Source organism: Billgrantia campisalis, from assembly GCF_022341425.1.
GTDB classification, from domain to species: Bacteria; Pseudomonadota; Gammaproteobacteria; order Pseudomonadales; family Halomonadaceae; genus Halomonas; species Halomonas campisalis.
Genome location: NZ_JABFUC010000008.1, coordinates 39,939 through 63,479, shown reverse-complemented (window position 1 = coordinate 63,479; position 23,541 = coordinate 39,939). Strand labels below are relative to the sequence as shown.

At 68.6% G+C, this 23,541-nt stretch carries 22 protein-coding genes; 6 read left to right on the top strand and 16 right to left on the bottom strand.

Annotated features, from left to right (window positions below; all coding sequences use genetic code 11):
* Positions 1 to 24 precede the first annotated feature (24 nt).
* Positions 25 to 636 carry a nucleoid occlusion factor SlmA gene (gene slmA, locus HOP52_RS11115; protein ID WP_238977454.1) on the top strand — a complete coding sequence of 204 codons (612 nt, stop codon included), beginning with the start codon at positions 25 to 27 and terminating at the stop codon, positions 634 to 636.
* A 72-nt stretch (positions 637 to 708) separates the two neighbouring features.
* On the opposite strand, the gene rpoH is transcribed toward slmA, so the two are convergent.
* From rpoH to ftsY, 4 genes are all read right to left on the bottom strand, one after another.
* Positions 709 to 1,575 carry an RNA polymerase sigma factor RpoH gene (gene rpoH, locus HOP52_RS11110; protein WP_238977453.1) on the bottom strand — a complete coding sequence of 289 codons (867 nt, stop codon included), beginning with the start codon at positions 1,573 to 1,575 and terminating at the stop codon, positions 709 to 711.
* 182 nt (positions 1,576 to 1,757) lie between these two features.
* On the bottom strand, positions 1,758 to 2,735 hold the full coding sequence (ftsX, locus tag HOP52_RS11105; protein WP_238977452.1) for a permease-like cell division protein FtsX: 978 nt from the start codon (positions 2,733 to 2,735) through the stop codon (positions 1,758 to 1,760).
* Positions 2,732 to 3,400 carry a cell division ATP-binding protein FtsE gene (gene ftsE / locus HOP52_RS11100; protein ID WP_238977451.1) on the bottom strand — a complete coding sequence of 223 codons (669 nt, stop codon included), beginning with the start codon at positions 3,398 to 3,400 and terminating at the stop codon, positions 2,732 to 2,734. Before ftsE ends, ftsX begins: the two co-directional genes overlap by 4 nt.
* Positions 3,397 to 4,716 carry a signal recognition particle-docking protein FtsY gene (gene ftsY / locus HOP52_RS11095; RefSeq protein WP_238977450.1) on the bottom strand — a complete coding sequence of 440 codons (1,320 nt, stop codon included), beginning with the start codon at positions 4,714 to 4,716 and terminating at the stop codon, positions 3,397 to 3,399. The genes ftsE and ftsY overlap by 4 nt, the downstream gene beginning before the upstream one ends.
* A 90-nt stretch (positions 4,717 to 4,806) precedes the next feature.
* Here ftsY and rsmD point away from each other — a divergent pair, with 90 nt between their 5' ends.
* Positions 4,807 to 5,439 carry a 16S rRNA (guanine(966)-N(2))-methyltransferase RsmD gene (gene rsmD / locus HOP52_RS11090; RefSeq protein WP_238977449.1) on the top strand — a complete coding sequence of 211 codons (633 nt, stop codon included), beginning with the start codon at positions 4,807 to 4,809 and terminating at the stop codon, positions 5,437 to 5,439.
* Between the two features lie 160 nt (positions 5,440 to 5,599).
* Positions 5,600 to 5,794 carry a cell division protein ZapB gene (locus HOP52_RS11085; protein ID WP_238977448.1) on the top strand — a complete coding sequence of 65 codons (195 nt, stop codon included), beginning with the start codon at positions 5,600 to 5,602 and terminating at the stop codon, positions 5,792 to 5,794.
* Between the two features lie 45 nt (positions 5,795 to 5,839).
* Here HOP52_RS11085 and rimI read toward each other — a convergent pair whose 3' ends face one another.
* The 8 genes from rimI to HOP52_RS11045 all read right to left on the bottom strand — a co-directional run bounded on the left by rimI (position 5,840) and on the right by HOP52_RS11045 (position 13,807).
* Positions 5,840 to 6,307, bottom strand: coding sequence for a ribosomal protein S18-alanine N-acetyltransferase (gene rimI, locus HOP52_RS11080; RefSeq protein WP_238977447.1), 468 nt, complete (start codon positions 6,305 to 6,307; stop codon positions 5,840 to 5,842).
* The gene (locus HOP52_RS11075) at positions 6,300 to 7,112 is read right to left on the bottom strand and encodes a hypothetical protein (RefSeq protein WP_238977446.1); all 813 of its coding nucleotides are present in this window, start codon (positions 7,110 to 7,112) and stop codon (positions 6,300 to 6,302) included. The genes rimI and HOP52_RS11075 overlap by 8 nt, the downstream gene beginning before the upstream one ends.
* Positions 7,109 to 7,417 (bottom strand): BolA family protein, encoded by a 309-nt coding sequence (locus HOP52_RS11070; protein WP_238977445.1) that lies wholly within the window; start codon positions 7,415 to 7,417, stop codon positions 7,109 to 7,111. The genes HOP52_RS11075 and HOP52_RS11070 overlap by 4 nt, the downstream gene beginning before the upstream one ends.
* On the bottom strand, positions 7,395 to 8,870 hold the full coding sequence (locus HOP52_RS11065; RefSeq protein WP_238977444.1) for an MFS transporter: 1,476 nt from the start codon (positions 8,868 to 8,870) through the stop codon (positions 7,395 to 7,397). The genes HOP52_RS11070 and HOP52_RS11065 overlap by 23 nt, the downstream gene beginning before the upstream one ends.
* Positions 8,871 to 8,963: 93 nt before the next feature.
* The gene (locus HOP52_RS11060; protein WP_238977443.1) at positions 8,964 to 9,350 is read right to left on the bottom strand and encodes a hypothetical protein; all 387 of its coding nucleotides are present in this window, start codon (positions 9,348 to 9,350) and stop codon (positions 8,964 to 8,966) included.
* A 277-nt stretch (positions 9,351 to 9,627) separates the two neighbouring features.
* Complete coding sequence (gene lysS, locus HOP52_RS11055) at positions 9,628 to 11,178, bottom strand: lysine--tRNA ligase (RefSeq protein ID WP_238977442.1); 1,551 nt, start codon at positions 11,176 to 11,178, stop codon at positions 9,628 to 9,630.
* A gap of 4 nt (positions 11,179 to 11,182) precedes the next feature.
* Positions 11,183 to 12,278, bottom strand: a protein-coding gene (gene prfB, locus HOP52_RS11050; protein WP_238977589.1) for a peptide chain release factor 2 whose coding sequence is annotated in 2 segments (ribosomal slippage) — positions 11,183 to 12,205 and positions 12,207 to 12,278 — 1,095 coding nt in all. Because the reading frame shifts where the segments join, the coding sequence is not laid out codon by codon here.
* Between the two features lie 197 nt (positions 12,279 to 12,475).
* Positions 12,476 to 13,807, bottom strand: coding sequence for an OmpP1/FadL family transporter (locus HOP52_RS11045; protein ID WP_238977441.1), 1,332 nt, complete (start codon positions 13,805 to 13,807; stop codon positions 12,476 to 12,478).
* A gap of 303 nt (positions 13,808 to 14,110) precedes the next feature.
* On the opposite strand from HOP52_RS11045, the gene HOP52_RS11040 reads away from it, so the two are divergent.
* From HOP52_RS11040 to HOP52_RS11030, 3 genes are all read left to right on the top strand, one after another.
* Positions 14,111 to 14,551: a MerR family transcriptional regulator gene (locus HOP52_RS11040; RefSeq protein WP_238977440.1), complete on the top strand. Its 441-nt coding sequence runs from the start codon at positions 14,111 to 14,113 to the stop codon at positions 14,549 to 14,551.
* Positions 14,548 to 17,127, top strand: a complete 2,580-nt coding sequence (locus HOP52_RS11035; protein ID WP_238977439.1) for a heavy metal translocating P-type ATPase — start codon at positions 14,548 to 14,550, stop codon at positions 17,125 to 17,127. The genes HOP52_RS11040 and HOP52_RS11035 overlap by 4 nt, the downstream gene beginning before the upstream one ends.
* Before the next feature lie 145 nt (positions 17,128 to 17,272).
* Positions 17,273 to 17,692, top strand: a complete 420-nt coding sequence (locus HOP52_RS11030; RefSeq protein ID WP_238977438.1) for a VOC family protein — start codon at positions 17,273 to 17,275, stop codon at positions 17,690 to 17,692.
* A gap of 13 nt (positions 17,693 to 17,705) precedes the next feature.
* Here the strand turns inward: HOP52_RS11030 and HOP52_RS11025 are convergent, their stop codons facing one another.
* The 4 genes from HOP52_RS11025 to HOP52_RS11010 form a co-directional block, all read right to left on the bottom strand.
* Positions 17,706 to 18,323, bottom strand: a complete 618-nt coding sequence (locus tag HOP52_RS11025; protein WP_238977437.1) for a YitT family protein — start codon at positions 18,321 to 18,323, stop codon at positions 17,706 to 17,708.
* A gap of 124 nt (positions 18,324 to 18,447) precedes the next feature.
* Positions 18,448 to 20,250, bottom strand: a complete 1,803-nt coding sequence (locus tag HOP52_RS11020) for a single-stranded-DNA-specific exonuclease RecJ (protein WP_238977436.1) — start codon at positions 20,248 to 20,250, stop codon at positions 18,448 to 18,450.
* A 335-nt stretch (positions 20,251 to 20,585) separates the two neighbouring features.
* On the bottom strand, positions 20,586 to 21,974 hold the full coding sequence (gene thrC, locus HOP52_RS11015; RefSeq protein WP_238977435.1) for a threonine synthase: 1,389 nt from the start codon (positions 21,972 to 21,974) through the stop codon (positions 20,586 to 20,588).
* A 210-nt stretch (positions 21,975 to 22,184) separates the two neighbouring features.
* On the bottom strand, positions 22,185 to 23,501 hold the full coding sequence (locus HOP52_RS11010) for a homoserine dehydrogenase (protein WP_238977434.1): 1,317 nt from the start codon (positions 23,499 to 23,501) through the stop codon (positions 22,185 to 22,187).
* Between the last annotated feature and the right edge of the window lie 40 nt (positions 23,502 to 23,541).

The following is a 23,541-nucleotide window of genomic DNA, read 5'->3' as shown; positions in this document are numbered from 1 at the left end:
GATAACCAAAAAGAACCGACCAACATGACGCAGGCAACTCCCCCACCCAGCCGGCGCGAGCAGATCCTGCAGGCGCTCGCCCTGATGCTGGAGGAAGACAGTGGAAAACGCATCACCATCGCCGCCCTGGCCCGGCAAGTGGGTGTTTCCGAGGCGGCGCTCTATCGCCACTTCCCCAGCAAGGCGCGGATGTTCGAAGGGCTGATCGGCTTCATCGAGGAGACGCTGTTCGAGCGCATCACCCGGATCCTCGAGGAGGTCCCCGAGGCGCTGCCGCGCTGCGGCCAGATCCTCACCCTGCTGCTTGCCTTCGCCGAGAAGAATCCGGGGCTCTCGCGGCTGCTCGACGGCGGCGTGCTCACCGGCGAGACGGCGCGGCTGCGGCTGCGCATCCACCAGCTGTTCGAGCGCCTGGAGACCCAGCTCAAGCAGGTCCTGCGGGAAGCCGAGCTACGCGAGGGACGCCGCCCCAGCTTACCGGTCTCCGCCGCGGCCAATCTGCTGCTGGCCCACGCCGAGGGGCGCATCAGCCAGTACGTGCGCAGCGACTTCCAGCGCCGCCCCACCGAGCACTGGGAGGACCAGTGGGCGCTGCTCTCCGCCCAGCTGCTGCGCGAGGCGTCGCAGCCGGCCTAGCCGTCCAGCCGCCGAAACGACGAAGCCTCGGCCGTGGCCGAGGCTTCGTCGCTGTGCAGCGGTACCGTTGGCTTATGCCGCCAGGGTATCGCCCAGCTGCTGCTTGATCTTCTTCATGGCGTTCTTCTCGAGCTGGCGGATGCGCTCGGCGGAGACGCCGTAGACGTCGGCCAGCTCATGCAGGGTCGCCTTGTTCTCCCCCAGCCAGCGCTGCTGCAGGATGTCGCGGGAGCGCTCGTCCAGGGCCGCCAGCGCCGTCTGCAGCCGGCGACTGGCGTCATTTTCCCAGTCGCTGTCCTCCAGCTGCGAGGCCGGATCCGCCTCGGCGTCGTCCAGGAAGTGGACCGGCGCCTGGTAGGCCGACTCCTCGTCGTCGCCGGGCGAGGCGTCGAAGCCGGCATCGTGGGCCGACAGCCGCCCCTCCATCTCGCGCACCACTTCCGGCTTGACGTCGAGGTCCTTGGCAATGGCGTCGACCTCGTCGTTGTTGAGCCAGGCCAGGCGCTTCTTGGCGCTGCGCAGGTTGAAGAACAGCTTGCGCTGGGCCTTGGTGGTGGCGATCTTGACGATGCGCCAGTTGCGCAGCACGAACTCGTGGATCTCGGCCTTGATCCAGTGCACGGCGAAGGAGACCAGGCGTACGCCCTGATTCGGGTCGAAGCGCTTGACGGCCTTCATCAGGCCCACGTTGCCTTCCTGGATGAGGTCGGCCTGGGGAAGCCCGTAGCCGGAGTAGCTGCGCGCGATGTGCACGACGAAGCGCAGATGCGACAGCACCAGGCGGCGCGCCGCCTCCAGGTCGCCCTCGTCGTGCAGACGAAAGGCCAGCTCGCGCTCTTCCTCGGCGGTCAACATCGGAATGGTGTTGACCGCCTGGATATACCCGTTCAGGTCATGCCCTGGGGATAGTTGACCCACCGGCAGAAGACTGGTGCTCATGTGCAGGGTGTCTCCCTTTGGACCGTACATGCATGGTATTCGGTGTCGCCGCCTTTGACGGCAACTGACGAAGATTGTTCCGTGTCGACTGACGAGCCTGGCAGACTCGACGGTAACGCGCTATCGCGCCCGAGCCTTGCCTCCCGAATCCAGACCAACCGCTGCGACCGCAGCGTGGCACGCTACCGGGGCCGCACCTGTGAGAGGTGCCGGCTCACGGCGATCCAGGCGCCCAGCCAGCCTAACAGTGTACTGCACAACAGCAGGATTGCCGAGCCCTCGCCGCCCAGCCGGGGCAGCTGGTAGGCGGCACCGTAGCTTGCCCCCAGGGCGCTGACCGGCGCTGCCAGCCACTCGCTGCCCAGGGCGAGCAGCCCCCAGGCGAACAGGCCGCCGCCCAGGCCATACCAGGCGCCGCTGTAGAGGAAGGGGCGCCGCACGAAGGCGTGGGTGGCGCCAATCAGCATCACCACCTCGATCTCCTGGCGGCGGCTCTCCACCGCCAGGCGAATGGTATTGCCCACCACCAGCAGCACCCCCAGGCCGAACAGCACGCCCAGCGCCAGGGCCACGCGATGGCCCAGCTCGGCCAGATGGCGCAGCCGCTCGAGCCAGGCCAGGTCGAGGCGAACCTCCTCGACGCCGGCCAGCCCCTCGAGCTCGCCGGCCAGCTCGCGCACCGCCTCGGGGGCCGGGTCGAGGGGCATCACCACCACGCTGGCCGGCAGCGGGTTGTCATCGAGCCGCCCCAGGGCATCGGCCAGGCCCAGCGCCTGCTGGAACTCGGCCATGCCCTCGGCGGCGGTGATCAGCCGGGTTCGCGCCACCGCCTGCTGGGCGGCGATGGCCTCCTCGATGCGCGTGGCCTGGGCATCGCCGACGTGGGGCTCCAGGTAGGCGGTCAGGGTGGCGCTCTCGCCCAGCTCGGCGTCCAGTAGCCGGGCGCTGTCCAGGGCCAGCCAGAGGGCGGCCGGCAACACCAGGGCGATGGCGATGGCCAGCATGGTCAACAGGCTGCCGACGGGGAAGCGGATCAGCCGGCGGGCGCTGTCGAGGCACATGGCCCGATGGTGGCGTCCCCAGGCGCGCAGGCGGCTGCCGGAGCGCGAACGCTGAGTGTGCGCGCCACGCGGGGCCGGGCGGGTGGCCTCTCGGCTCATGCGGCCTCCTCGTCGGCCACCAGGCGGCCATCGCGCAGCCGCAGGATGCGGTGGCGCAGGCGGGCGATCAGCGCCAGGTCATGGCTGGCGATCATCACCGTGGTGCCGATGCGGTTGAAGTCCTCGAACAGCGCCATGATGTCGGCGGAGAGCTGGGGGTCGAGGTTGCCGGTGGGCTCGTCGGCGAGCAGCAGGGCCGGCTTGTTGACCACCGCCCGGGCGATGCCCACCCGCTGCTGCTCCCCGCCGGAGAGCTCGATGGGCAGCGCACGCTCACGGTGCAGCAGGCCCACCTTGTCCAGGGCCGCTCGCACGCGGCGCGCCGCCTCCCGGGGCTCGACGCCACGAATCTCCAGGGGCAGGGCCACGTTGTGGTAGATCGAGCGGTCGAAGAGCAGCTGGTGGTCCTGGAAGACCACGCCGATCTGGCGCCGGTAGAACGGCACCTGGCTAGGGTGCAGGCGGGCGATATCGTGGCCGGCCACCAGCACCCGGCCGCGGCTGGGCCGCTCCAGGCGCATGACCAGGCGCAGCAGCGAGCTCTTGCCCGCTCCCGAGTGGCCGGTCAGGAACACCATCTCGCCGCGGCGCACGCGAAAATCGAGGTTGGCCAGCGCCTCGAAGCGCCCGCCATAGCGCTTGCCCACGTGCTCGAAGACGATCATGCCGAGTCGGCATCACGCTCGTCGCCCCGGTCGAACAGGGCATCGACGAAGTCGCGGGCCGCAAAGGGCCGCAGGTCATCCAGCGACTCGCCCACGCCGATGAAGCGGATCGGCGTGCCGAGCTGCTTGGCCAGGGCGAAGATGATGCCGCCCTTGGCGGTGCCGTCGAGCTTGGTCAGGGTGATGCCGGTCACGGGCACCGCCTCGTTGAAGGTAGTGGCCTGGGACAGCGCGTTCTGGCCGGTGCCGGCGTCGAGCACCAGCATCACCTCGTGGGGCGCCGCGGCATCCACCTTGGCCATCACCCGATGCACCTTCTTAAGCTCCTCCATGAGGTGCGACTTGTTGTGCAGCCGGCCAGCGGTATCGGCGATCAGCACGTCGATGCCCCGCGCCTTGGCGGCCGACACCGCGTCGAAGATCACCGAGGCGCTGTCGGCACCGGTATGCTGGGCGATCACCGGCACCTCGTTGCGCTCGCCCCACACCTTGAGCTGCTCCACCGCGGCGGCGCGGAAGGTGTCGCCGGCGGCCAGCATCACACTGCGCCCCTCACGCTGGAAGCGCTGGGTCAGCTTGCCGATGGTGGTGGTCTTACCCACGCCGTTGACCCCCACCACCAGGATCACGAAGGGGCCCTCGCCCTTGGGCGGCAGCGCAAGCGGCAGGGCCACCGGGTCGAGCATGGCGCCAAGCTCCTCCTGCAGGGCGTCATAGAGGGCCTGAGGCTCCTTGAGCTCCTTGCGCGACACCCGTTCGGTGAGGCGGTCGATGATCTCGGTGGTGGCCTCGATGCCCACGTCGGCCATCAGCAGCTGGGTCTCGAGGTCCTCGAGCAGCTCATCGTCGATCTGCTTCTTGCCGAGGAAGAGCCCGGCGATGCCGTCGGTCAGGTTGGCGCGGGTCTTGCCGAGCCCGGCGCGAATCCGGGAAAACCAGCCGCGCTTTTCGGTCGTGGGCTTTTCCTGCAACGGGGTACGTACCGGCTCGGGCTCGGGTTCGGGTTCGGGTTCGGGTTCGGGTTCGGGTTCGGGTTCGGATTCGTCCACGAGGCTCGGCTCGCCATCGGCCGGCGCCTCATCCGGCGCGACGGTTACCGCCTTGGCCCGCTGCGCCGCGCTTTCCTCCTCCGGGGTGACCGGCGCAGCGGCGTCGGCCGCCGGGGCGGCACTGCTCTCCTCCGCCGGCGCCTCCGCCGGAGGGCTCTGCTCAACGACCTCTGCTTCCGCTTCCTGCTCCACGGCCTCGTCATGGGCCTGCGGCTCCGAGGACCGCTGCTCCTCTTCCTGTTTCTTGCGCTTGAAAAAACCGAACATGGGGGGATTCAGCCTCGCGGGTGAATGATCGCTACATCCTACCACCGTGCCCCATGACTGTGGACAAGCCGGCGGGTACAATTCGGCCTTATGACACGCCGCCGTACCTCACGCCCCGCATCCCGCCAGCGCCAGACGCCGCCCCGCCGCAGCGGCCGCCTGCGCATCATCGGCGGCGAGTTCCGCCGCCGGCTGCTGCCGGTGCTGGACAGCCCCGGGCTGCGTCCGACTCCCGACCGGGTGCGCGAGACCCTGTTCAACTGGCTGGCCGCGGCCACGCCCGGCGCCCGGGTGCTGGATCTCTTCGCCGGCACCGGCGCGCTGGGCCTGGAGGCACTCTCGCGTGGCGCCCGGGAGGCGCTGTTCGTGGAGCGCGACCCCCGCGTCGCCGCGGCGCTTTCCGACAACCTGGCTACCCTGGGCGTCGCGTCCCGCGCCCGCGTGGCCAGCGCCGACGCCCTGGCCTTCCTCGACCAGCCTCCCACGCCCTTCAGCCTGGTGCTGCTCGACCCGCCCTTCCGCCAGGGCCTCGCCGCGCCCTGCTGCGCGGCCCTAGAGCGGGGCTGGCTCACCGAGGACGCCCTGATCTACCTGGAAGCCGAGGCGGACGAGGCGCCATCGGTGCCGGCCAGCTGGCAGCTGCATCGCGAAGTGCGGGCCGGCGACAGCCACGGGCGACTCTACCGCCGCCACGCCATCCCGACGGCCGCTGACCCAGGCTGATCATTTTGGCTTGCCCCCAGCGTCCCTCGATGGGTCAGTGCGATAGCCCTGGACACCGCCAAGGGATGCTTGCCGAGCCGCAGCCGGCGGCGTTACGCTGCGCCTCGGGATATTCGCGGCGGGCAGGGGCTCGCCCCGCAGGCATTGTCAGGAGAACAGGATGAGCACCGAACTCTTCAACCGGCTCGAACAGAAGGTCACCAGCGCCGTCGAGGCCCTGGAACTGCTGAAGATGGAAGCCGAGGAGCTGCGCGAGGAAAACAGCCGCCTCAAGCAGGAGCGCGAGGAGTGGCATCGCCGCATCGAGGCCCTGCTGGGCAAGTTCGAGGAGGCGGAGGTGGAAACCAGCCGCTGAGGCCTGCGCCGCCGGACCTTCGCGGCCCGCCCCGTCGCGCCCCGCCTAACCCGCCAGCGGGCGCGACATCAGCACGGCGTCCTCCCGGGGCGCGCCCGCCGAGGGCGGCGGGTAATAGCCGCGCCGCCGGCCGTCCTCGATGAATCCCGCCCCGCGATAGAGCGCGATGGCGGCGCGGTTGCCCGCCCTGACCTCCAGCAGCAGCCGTTCGCTACGCCAGTCGCGCGCCTGCTCGATCACCGCCTTCAGCAGCCGCACCGCCACTCCGCGCCTGCGCCAGGCGGGCCGCACCAGGATCGCCTCGAGCTCGGCCTCGAAGGGCAGCCTGGCGATCACCGCATGGCCCACCAGCTCGCCGTCCGCCGCCTCGATGGCGACCACGCAGCGCGTCTCGTCGTGCAGGGCCTCGCCTAGCTGCGCCGACGACCTGGGGCGAGACTGGGCCTCCCGCTCCAGCGCCGTCAGGCGCTGCAGATCGCACGGCTCGAGCCGGCGCAGCAGGGGCTCAGTCATCGCCGTTGCGGCCCAGCCAGGCCTGGCGCCAGCCGGCCAGGACGGGCCACAGGGCACGCTTGGCCTCGGCGCTGCCGGCCAGCTCCTGCAGGTCGGGGCCCTGCCAGCCGGGCAGTGCCAACAGCTCACAGCGGCCGTTCTCGAGACGCAGCAGCCGATCCAGGGTCTCATCCCGGCCGAACACCAGCACCCGCTCCGGCGCCCAGCCGCGACGGCTGGCCCCCTCGATAAAGGCACCGAGCCCCTCGCGGGCCTCCTCCAGCGGCGCCTCCACCGGCAGCCCCTCCACCTGCGGCCAGTGGAACGCCTGAAAGGCGGGTGGCTGCTCGGGCACCACCCCGGCGGCCCGCAGCAGGTTGCCCAGCAGGCGCAGCGCCACGGCATCCGGCGGCTTCGCGCCGGGCCGCAGCAGCAGCCAGCGACCGTCGAGACAGGCCACCTGGAGGTCGAAGCGCAGCGGCTCGAGGGCGGGGCGCGCCGTCTCGGAGGCGCTGTCCGGTTCGGCGGCCTGCGACGGCGCTTGGTCCGCCGCGTCGCCAACCAGCAGCCGGCGAGCACGGCCCGGGGCGGCGGCACGCGGTTCGCGCGGGGGCGACGGAGCGGGCGCCGGCTGGCGGGCGACATCACGTTCGGCTTCGTCGAGCAGCGCATGCAGCCGCTCGCCGGGCGGCGTCGGCTCCGGGCGGGCCGGCGGCTCCCAGCCGCAGGCCTCACTGGGCCGGGCATTGGGCAGCCGATAGCGGGCCACCCAGGCCGTCAGGCCCATGGCCTCCAGGTACTGCAGGCGTTGCGGCTCGGCTGTCACGCGCCGGCGCCGCTGCAGTTGGGCGACTCCGGCCGGTCTTCGCCGCGGGCCGCCCACTCGACCGGCGTGTAGAGGTGCAGCGCCAGGGCGTGCACCGGCCCGGCGAGTTCGTCGGCCAGCTTCGCATAGACCTGCTGATGACGCTTGACCGGCATCAGCCCCTCGAAGCGGGGAGACACCAGGGTGACCTTGAAGTGGGTCTCGGAGTTGGGCGGCACGGCATGCCGGTGGCTCTCGTTCTCCACCACCAGGTGGGTGGGCTCGAGGGCCTGTAGCTTCTGTTCAATCTCGGCCTGAATGCTCATGGGGGCTCCTCGATGATGACTGTGGGGCCATTGTACTCTCTTGCCGGTCGCCCGACGACGCCCGCCACCGCGCACGGGCCTGGGCGGCGCCGGCCAGCGGCACCCGGGCCAGGCTGGCCGCCAGCGCCAGCCCACAGGCCGCGCAGCCCACCCAGAGCGTGGCCTGTACCGGGGCATTCATGGCCAGGAAGGCGCCCACCAGCGCCACGCCCAGGGACTGCCCCACGGTACGCGAGGTGCTCATGATGCCGGAGGCGTTGGCGCTGCGCTCGCGGGGCACGCAGCCCATCAGCTCACGGTTGTTGGGGGGCTGGAAGAGCCCGAAGCCGACCCCGCACAGCCCCATGCGCCACAGCACCTCGGTCACGCCCGCCTCGGCATCGAGCCGCGCCAGCAGCACCAGCCCCACCAGCAGGACCAGCAGCCCGGCGCTGGCGAGCAGGCTGGGGTTCACGCAGTCGGCCAGGCGCCCGGCCCGGGGGCCCACCAGCATGATCGCCAGCGGCCAGGGGGTGAACAGCCAGGCGGTCTGCAGCGGGGTGAAGCCCATGTCGCGCTGGAACAGGAAGGAGAGCGCCACGAAGGCCAGTCCCTGGCCCACGAAGGCGGTGCCCTGGGCGGCCAGCGCCAGGCTGAAGCGCCGCTCGGCGAAGATCGCCAGCGGCATCAGCGGGTAAGCGGCCCGGCGCTGGCGGCGCAGGAAGAGCAGCGCCGCCGCGACGCTCATCCCCAGCCAGGCCGCCAGCTCTCCGGCGGGCATGCCGTGGCCGGCACCGTCCATGGCCAGGAAGAAACCACATAGCATCGCCACCGAGAGCAGCGCCCCGACCAGGTCGAAGCCACCGCGCCGCCCCGGCTCGCGGGGCAGGGCCTTCCAGGCGAGCACCACCGCCGCCGCGCCCAGCGGCAGGTGCAGGGCGAACAGCCAGGGCCAGTCGGCCACCGAGAGCAGCACCCCGCCGATGGCCGGGCCCGCCGCATAGCCGCCGGCCACCACCATGGCCGAGAGCCCCAGGGCGCTGCCCAGCAGCCGCGAGGGAAAGATCGAACGGTAGAGCGACGGCCCGATGGAGAGCGTCGCCGCGGCACCCAGCCCCTGCAGGGCGCGAAAGACCAGCAGCGTCTCCAGGCTGGTGGCGAGCGCGGCCCCCAGCGAGGCCAGGGTGAAGACGCCCACCCCGGCCACGTAGATCCGGCGGCGGCTGACCAGTTCGCTGAGCGCCGCGAACACCAGCAGGAAAGCCGCGCAGCTGATCTGGAAGAGGTTGGTGACCCAGACCGCCCGGGAGGCGGGCACCTCGAGGTCGGCGGCGATGGAAGGCAGGGCGATATTGACCATGGTGGTGTCCACCACCGCCATCAGGGTGCCCAGTATCAGCGCCAGCACGGCCAGGCGCCGCTCGGCGCCCGGCAGCCCATCGTCACCGGGCCGGGTCTCGAAGAGTCGTCTCATCCAGTTTCCATCACGGCGTCCATCACGGCGGGGGCCATAACGAGGAAACCGGCCGAAGCCGGTTTCACCATGCGCTAGTCACAGGGGCAGGGCTCAATCCTGATCGGTTTCCAGCAGCAAGGAGTCGTCCACCTCGGAGATTTCCAGCGCCGCTTCGTTGTCCAGATCGATGGCCAGGTAGCTGTGCTCGATCTGCAGGAAGCGCTGGAACAGCGACCAGTCGATGGTCTCGGGCCACTGCCGTTCGTCCTCTTCCCAGGCACGCAGCTCGGTCTCGAGGATCTCCAGGTAGCGCTCGCGCACGAACCCCTCCAGGGCCTCGGGCGTGTCCATCTCGGGGATCAGGTAGACGGTGCTTTCGCGTTCGACGTCGGACAGCGTCAAATCGTCGTCCCCCATGGTGGGTTCGAGCGCATTGATCCAATCCACGAAGTGCCGGGTCGGCCTAACGCTCAGGGCGGAGCGGTTGAGCAGTTTCATCACGGTCTCCTCGACGTCGAAACGGTGATCATTATGGGCGCTAGCGCTGCTGCTTACCAATACTTCCGCTTTAGAGGCAAGGCTGCTGAGGCAAGGCCGCTCGGGGCTGATCTGGCAACGGGTCTTTGGGGAGGCATGGCGCAGGGGGAATACCTTCGAGGAGGCGCACCGAGCCCATCCCTGGGAGCTACCGGCGCCATCCATGGCGCCGGACCTCCACTGCGGTATTCCCCCTGTGCTTACTACGGCCACAACGCCTGGCCGAAGCGCAGCCCCCTCACTCCACCTCAGGCCGCATGGCGGGGAACAGCAGCACATCGCGGATCGAGGCGCTGTCGGTGAACAGCATCACCAGGCGGTCGATGCCGATGCCCTCGCCGGCGGTGGGCGGCATGCCGTACTCCAGTGCCCGGACGTAGTCGGCGTCGTAGTACATCGCCTCCAGGTCGCCGGCCTCCTTCTCGGCCGCCTGGGCGCGGAAGCGCTCGGCCTGGTCCTCGGCGTCGTTGAGCTCCGAGAAGCCGTTGGCGATCTCGCGGCCGCCGACGAAGAACTCGAAGCGCTCGGTGACGAAGGGATTGCTGTCCTTGCGCCGCGCCAGGGGGCTCACCTCGGTGGGGTACTCGGTGATGAAGGTCGGCTGCTTGAGGCGGTGCTCCACGGTCTTCTCGAAGATCTCGATCTGGACCTTGCCCAGGCCCCAGCCGTCCTTGACCTCGATGTCCAGGCGCTCAGCGATCTGGCGGGCGGCGGCCTCGTCGGCCAGCGCCTCGGCATGGATATCGGAGTTGTACTCGAGGATGGCATCGAACACCGTGATCCGCTTCAGCGGGCTGCCGAAGTCGTACTCGAAGGTCTCGAGCACTTCGCCCTCGCTGTTGCGCACGGTGTTGACCACGGTGGTGGTGCCCAGTACCTGCAGGGCCACGCTGCGCAGCATCTCCTCGGTGAGGTCCATCAGGTCATTGTGATTCGCATGGGCCTGGTAGAACTCGATCATGGTGAACTCGGGGTTGTGCCGCGTGGAGAGCCCCTCGTTACGGAAGTTGCGGTTGATCTCGAAGACCTTCTCGAAGCCGCCCACCACCAGTCGCTTGAGGTAGAGCTCAGGCGCGATGCGCAGGTACATGTCGATGTCCAGCGCATTGTGGTGAGTGACGAAGGGACGCGCCGTGGCGCCGCCGGGAATCGGCTGCAGCATGGGGGTTTCCACCTCCATGAAGCCGCGCTCCTCGAAGAAGCGACGCATGGCGCTGATCACCCCGGCGCGGGTCTCGAACACCTGGCGCGAATCGGGGTTCATGATCAGGTCCACGTAGCGCTGGCGGTAGCGCGCCTCCATGTCGGTGAGGCCGTGGAACTTGTCGGGGAGCGGGCGCAGGCTCTTGGTCAGCAGCGTGGCCTCTTCCATCATCACGTAGAGGTCGCCCTTGCCCGACTTGTGCACCGGGCCGCGGGCGGCGACGATATCGCCGATGTCCCAGCCCTTGATGTCCTCCAGCACCTCGGCCGGCAGCCCCTTCTTGTCGACGTAGAGCTGGATCAGCCCAGAGGGGTCCTGGATCACCAGAAAGGGCCCCCGCTTGCGCATGATGCGCCCGGAGACCGCCGCCCGGCGATTCAGCGCCTCCAGCTCAGCCTTGTCCTTGTCGCCCAACTCATCGACCAGCGCCGCGGCCAGGCTGTCACGGCGAAAGTCATTGGGAAAGGCGCTCGCGCCGCGCGCGGCGGCCTGCTCCCGGCGCGCCGCCAGCTTGGCGCGGCGCTCGGCGATCAGGCGGTTCTCGTCGTTCTGCGGGCTATCCTGGGAGGGGCTCTCGTTGGCCATTTCGTTACAGTCCTTGCTTGAGGCTGGCGACAATAAACTGGTCCAGATCACCATCCAGCACCTTGTCGCAGTTGCTGGTCTGCACGCCGGTGCGCAGGTCCTTGATACGCTGGTCGTCCAGCACATAGGAGCGGATCTGGCTGCCCCAGCCGATATCGGCCTTGGAGTCCTCGGCCTCCTGCTTGGCGGCGTTGCGCTTCTGCATCTCGTGTTCCCACAGCTTCGCCTTGAGCTGCTTCATGGCGAAGTCGCGGTTGGCGTGCTGGCTGCGCTGGCTCTGGCAGGCCACTACGATGCCGGTGGGCTCGTGGGTGATACGCACCGCGGAGTCGGTGGTGTTGACGTGCTGGCCGCCGGCGCCGCTGGAGCGGTAGGTATCGACGCGCAGGTCCGACGGGTTGATCTCCACTTCGAAGCTGTCGTCGATCTCCGGCGAGAGAAACACCGAGGCAAAAGACGTGTGCCGACGACCGCCGGAGTCGAAGGGACTCTTGCGCACCAAGCGGTGCACGCCGGTCTCGGTACGCAGCCAGCCGAAGGCGTAGTCGCCCTGGATATGCAGCGACGCCGACTTGATGCCCGCCACCTCGCCAGCGGAGGCCTCGATGATCTCAGCCTTGAAGCCGTGATGCTCGCACCAGCGCAGGTACATGCGCAACAGCATGTTGGCCCAGTCCTGGGCCTCGGTGCCGCCGGAGCCGGCCTGGATATCCAGGTAGGCGTTGTTCTGGTCCATCTCGCCGGCGAACATGCGCCGGAACTCGAGGGCCTCCAGGCTGGCGGCCAGCCCGTCGAGCTCCTTCTGGACCTCGGCGACGGTGGCCTCGTCCTCCTCCATCTCGGCCAGCTCCAGCAGGTCGCGACTATCGCCAAGCCCCTGATCGAGCTCGTCGATGGTGGCCACGATCTGCTCCAGGGAGGCGCGCTCCTTGCCGAGTTTCTGGGCGTAGTCCGGGTCGCTCCAGATGTCGGGATCCTCGAGCTCGCGGGTGACTTCCTCTAGCCGATCCTTGCGTTCGGCATAGTCAAAGATACCCCCTCAGGACATCTGTCCGCTCAGACAGGTCCTTGATGAGGTTGTGAATCGGGTTGGTTTCCAGCATGGGGCGTCTCGCCTTGATCTGCAGTGGAAAAGCGGCCGGCGCGGCGCGGCCTCTGGCCAGCGCCCCGACGGCACGGAAAAGGCGCCTATTGTAGCGAAACTGGCGCCCCCCCGCATCCGCCGCGGCCGCAGTGCCTGAACGCAGACGACCCGGCCGAAGCCGGGTCGTCTGCATCGCGATCAACGGACCCGCCGTCAGAAGCGGTAGGTCAGCTGGGCGCCGAAGCCGTGGGCCTCGTTCTTGTAGTCGGCGGAATAGGTGGCACCGCCAACCCCTTGGAGCAGGTCGTCACGCTCCTGGCTGACGAAGGTGCTGCGCTCGGAGAGATAAGAGTAGGCGAAGTCCAGGGTCAGGTCGTCAGTGGGACTCCAGCCGGCGCCGATGGAGAAGATCCGGCGATCATCGGACGGAATCCGCACGCTGCGGAACTCGTCATCGGTCGGCGTGGTGTCGATGGTCACACCAGCACGCAGGGCCAGCTGGGGATTCAACTGGTACTCGCCCCCGACGGAGTAGGCCCAGGCATTGGAGTAGTTCTGGGTTTCCTGGGTGATAGTGTCGCCCTGGCTGCCGGTGACCAGGATCTGGTCGAAGCGACTCCAGCGCGCCCAGGAGGCCCCGAACATCAGCTTGAGGTTATCGCTCATCTGCTGGGTGACCGAGAGGTTGACGGTTTCCGGGGTGGTCAGATCCAGGTTGGCATCGTCCGCGCGAACCACGTTGCCCATGGGATCGAAGGCGCGAAAATCCCCGGTGAGCGTATAGGAGACCTTGGAGCGGTAGGTCAGGCCCAGAGTGGTTTCCGGCACCGGCTGGAAGATCACCCCCAGGTTGTAGCCCCAGCCATCGTCATCACCGTCCACCCGTGAATCGATATCGGCCGACGAATTGAAGCTCGGCTCCGACGGCAGCTGGCGGCGCAGTTCGCCATTGATCCGGTTGTAGGTCACGCCGGCCCCGACGGCCCACTGGTCATTGAAGCGGTAGGAGACGGTGGGCTGGGCGCTGATGACGCGCACCTCGGTGTAGTCGCCAAAGTAACGGCCCTGGAAGTCGTTCTCGTAATCGGTCTTGGCGCCGAAGGGCGCATAGACACCAAAACCGAAGGCCAGACGCTCATTCACGGGCTGAGCGTAGAACGCAAAAGGCACCAGTGTACCGGGCACCATATCCCCTTCGTTTCCGCCCGGAATCTCGCTCACCGGCACCTGCATGCCGACGGGAGCCCCGCCCTGGGCCACTCCCGCATCCAGGGTCCGCTGGGCCTGGACGTTTTTGATATCGCTGTTGACGTTCAGATAGGTCCCGCCAGCGGTGACCTGGGCGCGATCCAGAAACGACATCCCCGCCGGGTTGCCGAACACGATGGTAGCGTCGTTGACATTGGAGCTGCGCCCGGCGTGGCCGTAGCCCTGGCCGCTGACGCTCTGCTCATTGATCTGGTAGCCGCCGGCGCTGGCCTGGCTGGCGAAGGCAGCGGCGGCGATGGCCACCGCCCAGGTGAGCTTGTTGAACTTGTTATGCATGATTCTCGACGTCCTCTTGCTGAAGCGTGCTGAAGCGCGTTTGTAATGCACCCTCCCCGGGGCGCTGGCCTGCTGCTCCCCGTTTTCGCCTATCGCCGCGCCAGGTTCAAGGGCAAACGTTCGTTTTAATGCGCAATCCTCTAATACTTTGGTAGCACGGTCGTTTGAATGCATGAACTTTCATGATCTTAGCCAACACCTCCGCAAATTACTCATGCGCCCGATTGTCGCCCTTGACCTTTGGGTAACCCAAAGGTTTTACACTACCCCCCCCAGACACTCAAAGCCATTGAGGCCCTCCCCATGAAGGTCAGTGAACTGGCAAGGCAGGCCGGCGTCACCGCCGAGACGGTACGCCACTACACCCGCGAGGGGCTGCTGCATTCCGAACGCCACTCGGGCAACGGCTACCACCTCTACACCCAGGCCGACCTGGAGCGGCTGCGCTTTATCCAGCGCGCCCGCACTCTGGGCTTCGGCGTGGCGGAGATCCGCGACATTCTCGACCACGCCGACCAGGGCGACTCCCCCTGCCCCATGGTCCGCGACCTGTTGGCCAGCCGGCTCCCCGAGATTCACCAGCGCATCGCCGAGCTGCAGGCCCTGGCCGAGCGCATGGAGCAGGCCCTGGACGCCTGGGCCGAGATGCCCGACGGCACGCCCGACGGCCACAGCCTGTGCCGACTGATCGAAAGCCTCCCCGAACCGCTGAGCCGCGACCGCGTGGCCAAGGAGACTCAATGACGACGTCCCAGCCCCAGGTACGCACCGTGCCGGGAATGAACTGCCAGGGCTGCGTCAAGCGCATGCGCGAGGCGATCCAGGCCGCTGACCCAAGCGCCGAGGTAGTCGGCACCCCCGCGGAGAAGCACCTGGCCGTTACCACAACGCTGGATGCCAACACCCTGGACCAGGCCCTGGCCGATGCCGGCTATCCGCCCGGCGAGCTTGAAGAGGCAACAAGCGAAGCCGCGAGCGTCGGCACCGGGCCACAACGAGCGGCAGAGGCGAAGCCCACAGCGGCCCTGGAGGCCACCGCCGACGAGCGCGCCGTCACGCGGCGACTCTCGATCAGCGGCATGACCTGCGCCAGCTGCGTCAGCAGCGTAGAGCAGGCCCTCACACGCGTGCCGGGCGTGGTCGGCGTGGAGGTCAACTTCGGCACGCGCAGCGCCCAGGTGCGTGGCAGCGCCTCCGAGGCCGAGCTGGTCGCCGCGGTGGATGCCGCCGGTTATGACGCCGAGCCGATCCACGACCTGCGCCAGGCCGAGCAGGCCCGCGCCGAGAAGGACGCCCGGGAATACCGTCGCCGCCTGCGGGGAAGCGCCTGGTCGCTGGCCCTGGCGGTGCCACTGATGGCCAGCATGTTCGTCTACCATCCCCACCCGGTGGGCATGGGGCGGCTGTTCTGGCTGGTGGTGGGGCTGCTCACCCTGGCGGTACTGGTCGGCCCCGGTCGCCACTTCTTCGTCAACGCCTGGAAGAACCTCAAGCATCACCAGGCCAACATGGACACCCTGATCGCCATGGGTACCGGCACCGCCTGGGTCTACTCCATGGGCGTGGTGGCCTTCGCGCCCTGGCTGCCCGAGGTGGCCCACGGCATCTACTTCGAGGCCTCGGCGATGATCATCGGCCTGGTGCTGCTGGGCAACGCCCTGGAGCTGCGCGCCCGGGGCCGCACCAGCGAGGCGCTCAAGCGCCTGCTCGACCTGCAGAGCCGCACCGCCCGGGTGATCCGCAACGGTGAGGAACGCGAACTCGACATCGACGAGGTGCGCCAGGGCGACCATATCCGCGTGCGCCCCGGCGAACGGCTGCCGGTAGACGGCGTGGTCACCGAAGGCCAGAGCCATATCGACGAATCGATGCTGACCGGCGAGCCGCTGCCGGTGGCCAAGGGTGAGGGCGAGGAGGTCAGCGCCGGCACCGTCAACGGCAAGGGCTCGCTGGTCTATCGTGCCACCCGGGTGGGCGCCGACACCCGCCTGGGGCAGATCACCGAGCAGGTGGCCAGCGCCCAGAACTCGCGCCCACCCATCGGCCAGCTGGCCGATAAGGTATCGAGCATCTTCGTGCCGGCGGTGATGATCATCGCCGTGCTCACGGCGCTCGCCTGGTTCAACTTCGGCGCCGAACCGAGGGTGATCCATATGCTGGTGACCGCCACCACGGTGCTGATCATCGCCTGCCCCTGCGCCCTGGGCCTGGCCACGCCGATCTCCACCATGATCGGGGTCGGCAAGGCCGCCGAGCACGGGGTGCTGGTGCGCAGCGGCGATGCCCTGCAGACCGCCAGCAAGCTCACCACCCTAGTAGTGGACAAGACCGGCACCCTCACCGAGGGCAAGCCCAGCGTGACCGAAGCCGAGGTGCTCGACGGCGACGAGCGGGCCATCCTGGGGCTGGTCACGGCCCTGGAGCGCGGCTCCGAGCACCCCCTGGCGGCGGCGCTGATGGCGCACGCCGAGGAGGCCGGCGCCGAACCCGCCGAGATCCGAAACTTCGATAGCGTCACCGGCGGCGGCGTGAAGGCCGAGACCGCCGACGGCAGGCCGCTGCTGCTGGGCAACGCCCGCCTGCTCGAGGAGGCCGGCATCGACCTGGCCGCCGGCGCCGAGCGGGCCGACGACTGGGAGAGACAGGCGCGCACCGTGGTGTACCTGGCCATGGACGGCCGACTTGCCGCGCTGTTCGGCATCAGCGACCCGCTGCGCCACGATACCATCGAGGCAGTGAAGCGCCTGCAGGCCGACGGCCTCAGGGTGGTGATGCTGACCGGGGACAACGTCCACACTGCCGCGGCCATCGCCCGGGAGGTGGGCATCGACGACTTCCGGGCGGGGCTGTTGCCCGAGGACAAGCACGCCGAGATCGAGCGGCTGCAACAAGCCGGCGAGGTGGTCGGCATGGTCGGCGACGGCATAAACGATGCCCCGGCCCTGGCCCGCGCCGACGTGGGCTTCGCCATCGGCCAGGGTACCGACGTGGCCATCGAGAGCGCCGGCATCACCCTGATGCGCGGCTCGCTGCACGGCATTGCCGACGCCATCGAGATCAGCCGGGCGACACTGACCAATATCAAGCAGAACCTGGTCGGTGCCTTCGGCTACAACACCCTGTGCATTCCCATCGCCGCCGGGGTGCTCTACCCCATCACCGGCATGCTGCTCTCGCCGATGATCGCCGGGGCGGCCATGTCGCTGTCGTCGATCACCGTGGTCAGCAACGCCAATCGCCTGCGCCTGATGAAGACCCGGGGCGGCGGCAAGCGCGCCGCCCCGGACCCCGCGGGCACGCAAGAGGAGGCCGTCGCATGAGCTGGATCGTCAATCTCACCGGGCTGATCCTGATCGCCGCCATCGTCTGGTGGTTTTGGGCGGCCGGCTAGGTGGGCCCGCCTAGGGGCGGCCCGACGCTGACAGCTGCTAGGCTAATAACAGATGGCAAGACAGGGAGGAATGCATGCCCAGGCTCAACGGCGTACTGGAGACCGCGCTCTACGTGGAGGACATGGACCGGGCGCGGGCCTTCTTCGAAGGCGTGATGGGCCTTGCGCCCTTCAACGCCGACCACCGCTTCACCGCCTATGACGCGGGCGCCGGCACGGTGCTGCTGCTGTTCGCCCAGGGGGAGACGCTGGAGACGGTGATACTGCCCGATGACATGGGCACCATCCCGCCCCACGACGGCAAGGGTCGCGTGCACATGGCCCTTGCCATCTCCGCGCGGGAGCTGGCCGCCTGGGAGCGCCAGCTCGAGGATCACGGCATCGCCATCGAGGGCCGCACTCACTGGCCCCGCGGCGGCGAAAGCCTCTATTTCCGCGACCCCGACGGCCACCTGCTGGAATTGGCGACGCCCGGCGTCTGGCCTACCTATTGAGCGCGGCCCCGTTTCAGCTCACGCCCATATAGCGGCCGGGCTTATGGTTCAAGGCAATGATCAGGTTGAGGGCCACGGCCCCCAGCACCGATAGCCCGACCCGCTCGGCCGGCAGCACCAGAAAGGCGGCCAGCATGATCAGGCCGTCGATGCCGAGCTGCACATAGCCGGCGCGTAGCCCATAGCGGTCCTGCAGGTAGAGCGAGAGGATATTGATACCGCCCAGGCTGGTGCGGTGGCGAAACAGCACCAGCATGCCGATGCCGATCAGGCTGCCGCCCATCAGCGAGGCGTAGAGCGGGTTGAGGCTCTCGATCGTGATCCACTTGCCGGTCAGCTCGGAAAACAGCGACACCAGGCCGATGGCCACGAAGGTGCGCAGCGTGAACGACCAGCCCATGCGCTTGATCGCCAGGTAGTAGAACGGCAGGTTGATCAGAAAGAACCATACCCCGAAGCGCCAACCGGTGGCGTACTGCAGCAGGAAGGCCATCCCCGCGGTGCTGCCGGTGAGCAGCAGGGCCTGGGTGTAGAGGGTCACGCCGAGGGCCACGAACAGCGTGCCCACCAACATGGCCATGATGTCTTCGTAGTGACGGTGGGGGTCGGTGGGCAGGTCCTGGGGGTCCATGCGGAATCCTTGTGAGTCGATGCCTGGCCGGCGTGCGGGGCCTCGAGGGGCCAGCCGACGCCTGCCTGGGGAGCGGAGCAGGGCGCAGTTTACACCCTTGCGGAGCACGATGAGTTGACCGACCTCACAGCGCCTCGGCGTGCTCCACCATCAGCTGCAGCGATACCTGGCCGCGCCAGCGGTTGCGATTGAGCCGGTAGGCGCAGCGCAGCCGGTCGCCCTGCCCGAACGCCGGCAGCTCGCCCGGCGTCAGCGCCCGGAACCAGATCGCCCGCAGCATGGCCCGCCCCGCCGACAGAGACAGCATCAGATGGGTGCCGTCGGCGCCCACCGGACGCAGGCTTTCCACCAGGAAGTCGCCCATGAACAGCGGTGCCTCGAACTCGCGCCCGAAGGGTCCCAGCGCCTCCAGCTCTTCCAGGGTGTCGAGGTCTAGCTGCTCGGGAGTCAGCTCCCCATCGGTCAGGACCCTGGGGTAGAGCTCGGCCCCGCCCAGCTGCTCGCCTACCGCCCGCAGGAAGGCCGCCCGGAACGCCTCCAGCCGCTCGACCGGCACGCCGACCCCGGCGGCCCCGCGGTGGCCACCGAAGCGCGGCAGCGCCTCGGGCGCCAGTTCGAAGGTGCGCTGCAGGGCATCGCGCAGGTGCAGCGCCTCGATGGAGCGCCCGGAGCCGGTGAGCATGCCCGGCGCGGCGGCCGGGGTCAGCACCAGGGTCGGCCGCCCATAGGCCTGAACCAGCCGCGAGGCCACGATGCCCTGCACCCCGGGGTGGCCGCTCTCGAGAAAGACCACGATGGCCGGCTCGTCCGCGGCCAGGGCCGACATGGCCAGGGCTTTCGCCTCCTCGACCATGTCGGCTTCGATCGCCTTGCGCGACTGGTTGTCCTGATCCAGCACGTCCAGATAGCGGCTTGCCACATGATCCTGCTCGGCGAGCATAAAGTGCAGCGCCGCATAGGGGTCATCGAGCCGCGAGCGCGCGTTGATCCGCGGCCCCATCTGAAAACCCAGGGTCTCGGCGTTGAAAGGCACGCTGTCGGCGCCCAGGCGCGCCGCCATGGCCCGCCAGCAGGCGGCCTCCATGCGGTTGATCAGGGTCAGGCCATGGCTGACCACGGCGCGATTGGCGGGGCTGCCACCCAGCGACACACAGTCCGCCACCGTGCCCAGCGCCACATAGGAGAGCCAGGGCGAGAGTTTGGGTGTGGCCGCGGACAGCGCCCCCCACTCGATCAGCACGCTGCGGGCGAGCGACATCGTCAGCCAGGCCACCATGCAGCCGGCGATGGTCGGGTCGGGGTAGTCGCAGTCGTCGCGGGTGGGGTTGACCACGGCAAAGGCCGAGGGCGGCGGGCCCTCCACCGGCAGGGCGTGGTGGTCGCTGACCACCACGTCGATGCCCTCCCGCGCCAGGCGAGCGATGCGCGGCTCGTCGGAGCTGCCGCAGTCGGCGGTGATCACCAGGGCGGGACGCGGCGAGAGCGCCAGGGTGCGCTCCACCAGCGGCAGGCTGATGCCGTAGCCGTCATGGATACGGTGGCCGATCAGGCTATGCAGCTTCGCCTCCGGCACCCCAAACAGCTCCACCAGGGTGCGCCGGATCACCACGTGGGAGGTGATGCCGTCCACGTCATAGTCGGTGAGGATGCCGATATGCTCGCCCTCGACCACCGCCTGGGCGATGCGCTCGGCGGCGCAACGGCCGTCGGCCAGTCGCTCGGGGTGCTCGAGGTAACGCAGGCTGGGCGAGACCAGGGGGGTGAGCTCTCCCTGATAGCCGGCCAGGCGCCCGGCCAGCACCCGCGCCTGAAGCTCGGAGAGCCCCTCGCGCTGGGCGCGGGCGTAGAGGGCAGCGTCCCGGGGCCGCGGCAGGATGCGCGGCCTTAGGCGCTGATGAAGATCGATAGGGTCGCTAACAGCGTCCAAGCCAGGCTCCTCAAGAATTCAGCTTTGCACCCATGTGGCAAGAGACTACCACCGGGCAGAGCGAGGGGCGCCGGAGACAGGCCGAAAGGGAGGTCCGAGGACCAGGGATGGCCGAGGTAGCGCCCAGGGAGGGGTTCATAGCGCCTCCCTGAAGGCCTGTCGCCGGATCAGCCCCGAGCGGGCATCAGGCGACAGGCCTGTTCGGAGACGCTGTAAATACCTCCCTGTACGCTACTTTTTCCTTCCCTGGAAAAAGCCCCCCTCCAAACCTGCCCACGGCGCCCCTCGTTACCTCGCGCTTCCGGCTTCCGGCTTCCGGCTTCCGGCTTCCGGCTTTAGCGACGATTCTCGGCCACGAACCGCTGCACCGCGGCAAGCTCCGCCGGGAGCACGGTATAGCGCTCCTCGCGCTCCAGCAGGTCGTCCATATGCGGCGGCAGCGGCACGCCGGGGAAGCCCGCCTTGACCACCGCCTCGGCGAACTTGGCGGGGTGGGCGGTGGCCAGGGTGATCATCGGCACGGCCGCGTCGCCCCGCTCGCGCTCGGCGGCGCGGTAGCCGGTGGCGGTGTGCGGGTCGAGGATCTCCTGGGTGCGGTGGTGCGCCTCGCGGATCACCTCGAGGATGGTGGCGTCATCGACGCTGTGGCTGGCGAACTGCTCGCGCAGCCGGGCCAAGGGCGCATCCGCCAGGGCGGTCGGCTCGGCCTGGAAGCGCTCGAGCAGCGCGCTCACCGCCTCGCCGTCACGTTCGTAGGCCTCGAACAGCAGCCGCTCGAAGTTGGACGACACCACGATATCCATGGAGGGGGCGAGCGTCGCCACCAGCTCCTGCTTGGAGAAGTCGTTGGCGGCCAGGGTGCGGTGCAGGATGTCGTTGGCGTTGGTGGCGATCACGAAGCGCTCCACCGGCAGCCCCATGCGATAGGCCATGTAGCCGGCGAAGACGTTGCCGAAGTTGGCCGAGGGCACGCAGAAGCTCACCTTGCGCTGGGGCGCGCCCAGCGCCACGGCGGATGCCACGTAGTAGACGATCTGGGCCATGATGCGCGCCCAGTTAATCGAGTTCACCGCCACCAGCCGGGTGCCGTTGAGGAACGACTGGTCGGCGAAGCTCGCCTTGACCATGGCCTGGGCGTCATCGAAGTTGCCCTCGATGGCGACGTTGAAGACGTTGTCGGCCAGCACCGAGGTCATCTGGCGGCGCTGCACCTCCGAGACCCGCTGGTGGGGGTGGAGGATGAAGATGTCGAGATTGTCGCAGTGGCGACAGCCCTCGATGGCCGCCGAGCCGGTGTCGCCGGAGGTAGCGCCCATGATCACCGCCCGCTCGCCGCGCTTGGCCAGGAAGTGGTCGAGAATGCGGCCGAGCAGTTGCAGGGCCACGTCCTTGAAGGCGAGCGTCGGGCCGTGGAACAGCTCGAGCAGGAAGTGGTTGGCGTCGAGCTGATTCAGCGGCACCACGGCGTCGTGGCTGAAGGTGGCGTAGGCGTCGCGCACGATCTCGCGGAACGTCTCGTCGTCGATCTCGCCGTTGACGTAGGGCTTCATGACGCGAAAGGCGATCTCGGCGTAGGAGAGCCCCGCCATGGCGGACAGATCCTCGTGGGAGAGCCTGGGCACTTCCTCCGGCACGTAGAGGCCGCCGTCGCTGGCCATGCCGGTGAGCACGACCTCCTCGAAGGAGAGGGCGGGCGCTCGCCCGCGGGTGCTGATATAGCGCATCATTCGGTTCCTTTGCTCGCTCGGAGCTGACCCGGCAACAAGCCGTCGAAGAGGCGCTGTGAACCCATCCCTGGGCGCTACCGATGCCATCCCTGGCATAGGACCTCCTCTCCGGCCTGTTCCCGGCGTTCCTCTAGCAGCTTTTCAGTGTCCGCCGGTTTTCTCTTCTAGCTTCAAGCTTATGGCTTACAGCTTCGGGCGCAGCCCGGCTCATTCCTGCTCGTCAAGCGACTCGACGCGAATCCGCGTGACCGGCCCGGCGATATCGGCCAGCGACTCGATGTGGCGGATCGCCTCGTTCATGTGCTTCTCGCGGGTACGGTGGGTCAGCAGGATGATCGGCACCAGTTCGCCTTCGGTGGCCTCCTTCTGGATCAGCGCCTCGATGGAGATGCCCTGCTCGGAGAGGATGGTCGCCACGCGGGCCAGCACCCCGGGCCGGTCCACCGCCAGCAGCCGCAGGTAGTAGGCGGTGACGATATCCTCCATGGGCATGATCGGCATGCCGCCATCATCGTCGCCGATGCCGCTGAAGGCCAGGTAGGGGACCCGGTAGTGGTGGTCGGTGGTGATATCCCGCGCGACATCGAGCAGGTCCGCCACCACCGCCGAGGCGGTGGGCTCGGCGCCAGCACCGGCGCCGTAGTAGAGGGTCGGGCCCACGGCATCGCCCATGATGGCAATGGCGTTCTTCACGCCGTGCACATTGGCCAGCAGCCGCTCCTTGGGGATCAGCGTCGGGTGCACGCGCAGCTCGAGGCCGGCGTCGGTGCGCTTGGAGATGCCCAGGTGCTTGATGGTGTAGCCCAGGTTGTCGGCCTGCTCGACGTCCTCGGCGGTGACCCGGGAGATCCCCTCGGTGAACGCCTTTTCGAACTGCAGCGGCACGCCGTAGGCGATGGAAGCCAGGATGGTCAACTTGTGGGCGGCATCGATGCCTTCGACGTCGAAGGTGGGGTCGGCCTCGGCGTAGCCCAGCGCCTGGGCCTCGGCGAGGACGTCCTCGAAGGCGCGGCCTTCGCTGCGCATATGGGTGAGGATGTAGTTGCCGGTGCCGTTGATGATGCCGGCCACCCACTCGATGCGGTTGGCGCCGAGCCCCTCGCGCAGCGACTTGATCACCGGAATGCCGCCGGCCACGGCAGCCTCGAAGGCGACAATCACACCCTGCTCGTGGGCCGCCTGGAAGATCTCGTTGCCGTGCACGGCGATCAGCGCCTTGTTGGCGGTGACCACGTGCTTGCCGTTGGCGATGGCGGTCAACACCAGCTCTCGGGCCAGCTCATAGCCGCCGACCAGCTCCACCAGCACGTCCACGTCGGGATTGCGGGCCACCTCGAAGACATCGGTGGTAGTCTGGATGCCGGTGAGGTCGCACTCCGGGTTCAGGCTACGATGCGCCACCTGCTCGATGACGATCGGGCGGCCGGCCCGACGCGCGATCTCGTCGGCATTGCGCGTCAGCACGTTGAAGGTCCCGCCACCGACGGTCCCCAGCCCACAGATTCCCACTCTCACCGGTTTCAATGTCTTTCCCCTTTCAGTGTCGTGCAAAGTGTCTCAGCGT

What these genes read in the sequence shown, in the direction of transcription:
- rsmD (WP_238977449.1), top strand. Translation starts at nt 4,807, where the DNA reads ATGACACGCCGCCGTACCTCACGCCCCGCATCCCGCCAGCGCCAGACG.
- slmA (WP_238977454.1), top strand. Translation starts at nt 25, where the DNA reads ATGACGCAGGCAACTCCCCCACCCAGCCGGCGCGAGCAGATCCTGCAG.
- HOP52_RS11030 (WP_238977438.1), top strand. Translation starts at nt 17,273, where the DNA reads ATGCCCAGGCTCAACGGCGTACTGGAGACCGCGCTCTACGTGGAGGAC.
- HOP52_RS11065 (WP_238977444.1), bottom strand. Translation starts at nt 8,870, where the DNA reads ATGAGACGACTCTTCGAGACCCGGCCCGGTGACGATGGGCTGCCGGGC.
- HOP52_RS11035 (WP_238977439.1), top strand. Translation starts at nt 14,548, where the DNA reads ATGACGACGTCCCAGCCCCAGGTACGCACCGTGCCGGGAATGAACTGC.
- ftsY (WP_238977450.1), bottom strand. Translation starts at nt 4,716, where the DNA reads ATGTTCGGTTTTTTCAAGCGCAAGAAACAGGAAGAGGAGCAGCGGTCC.
- HOP52_RS11045 (WP_238977441.1), bottom strand. Translation starts at nt 13,807, where the DNA reads ATGCATAACAAGTTCAACAAGCTCACCTGGGCGGTGGCCATCGCCGCC.
- rimI (WP_238977447.1), bottom strand. Translation starts at nt 6,307, where the DNA reads ATGACTGAGCCCCTGCTGCGCCGGCTCGAGCCGTGCGATCTGCAGCGC.
- lysS (WP_238977442.1), bottom strand. Translation starts at nt 11,178, where the DNA reads ATGGCCAACGAGAGCCCCTCCCAGGATAGCCCGCAGAACGACGAGAAC.
- rpoH (WP_238977453.1), bottom strand. Translation starts at nt 1,575, where the DNA reads ATGAGCACCAGTCTTCTGCCGGTGGGTCAACTATCCCCAGGGCATGAC.
- thrC (WP_238977435.1), bottom strand. Translation starts at nt 21,974, where the DNA reads ATGCGCTATATCAGCACCCGCGGGCGAGCGCCCGCCCTCTCCTTCGAG.
- HOP52_RS11060 (WP_238977443.1), bottom strand. Translation starts at nt 9,350, where the DNA reads ATGAAACTGCTCAACCGCTCCGCCCTGAGCGTTAGGCCGACCCGGCAC.
- ftsX (WP_238977452.1), bottom strand. Translation starts at nt 2,735, where the DNA reads ATGAGCCGAGAGGCCACCCGCCCGGCCCCGCGTGGCGCGCACACTCAG.
- HOP52_RS11085 (WP_238977448.1), top strand. Translation starts at nt 5,600, where the DNA reads ATGAGCACCGAACTCTTCAACCGGCTCGAACAGAAGGTCACCAGCGCC.
- HOP52_RS11070 (WP_238977445.1), bottom strand. Translation starts at nt 7,417, where the DNA reads ATGAGCATTCAGGCCGAGATTGAACAGAAGCTACAGGCCCTCGAGCCC.
- HOP52_RS11040 (WP_238977440.1), top strand. Translation starts at nt 14,111, where the DNA reads ATGAAGGTCAGTGAACTGGCAAGGCAGGCCGGCGTCACCGCCGAGACG.
- ftsE (WP_238977451.1), bottom strand. Translation starts at nt 3,400, where the DNA reads ATGATCGTCTTCGAGCACGTGGGCAAGCGCTATGGCGGGCGCTTCGAG.
- HOP52_RS11025 (WP_238977437.1), bottom strand. Translation starts at nt 18,323, where the DNA reads ATGGACCCCCAGGACCTGCCCACCGACCCCCACCGTCACTACGAAGAC.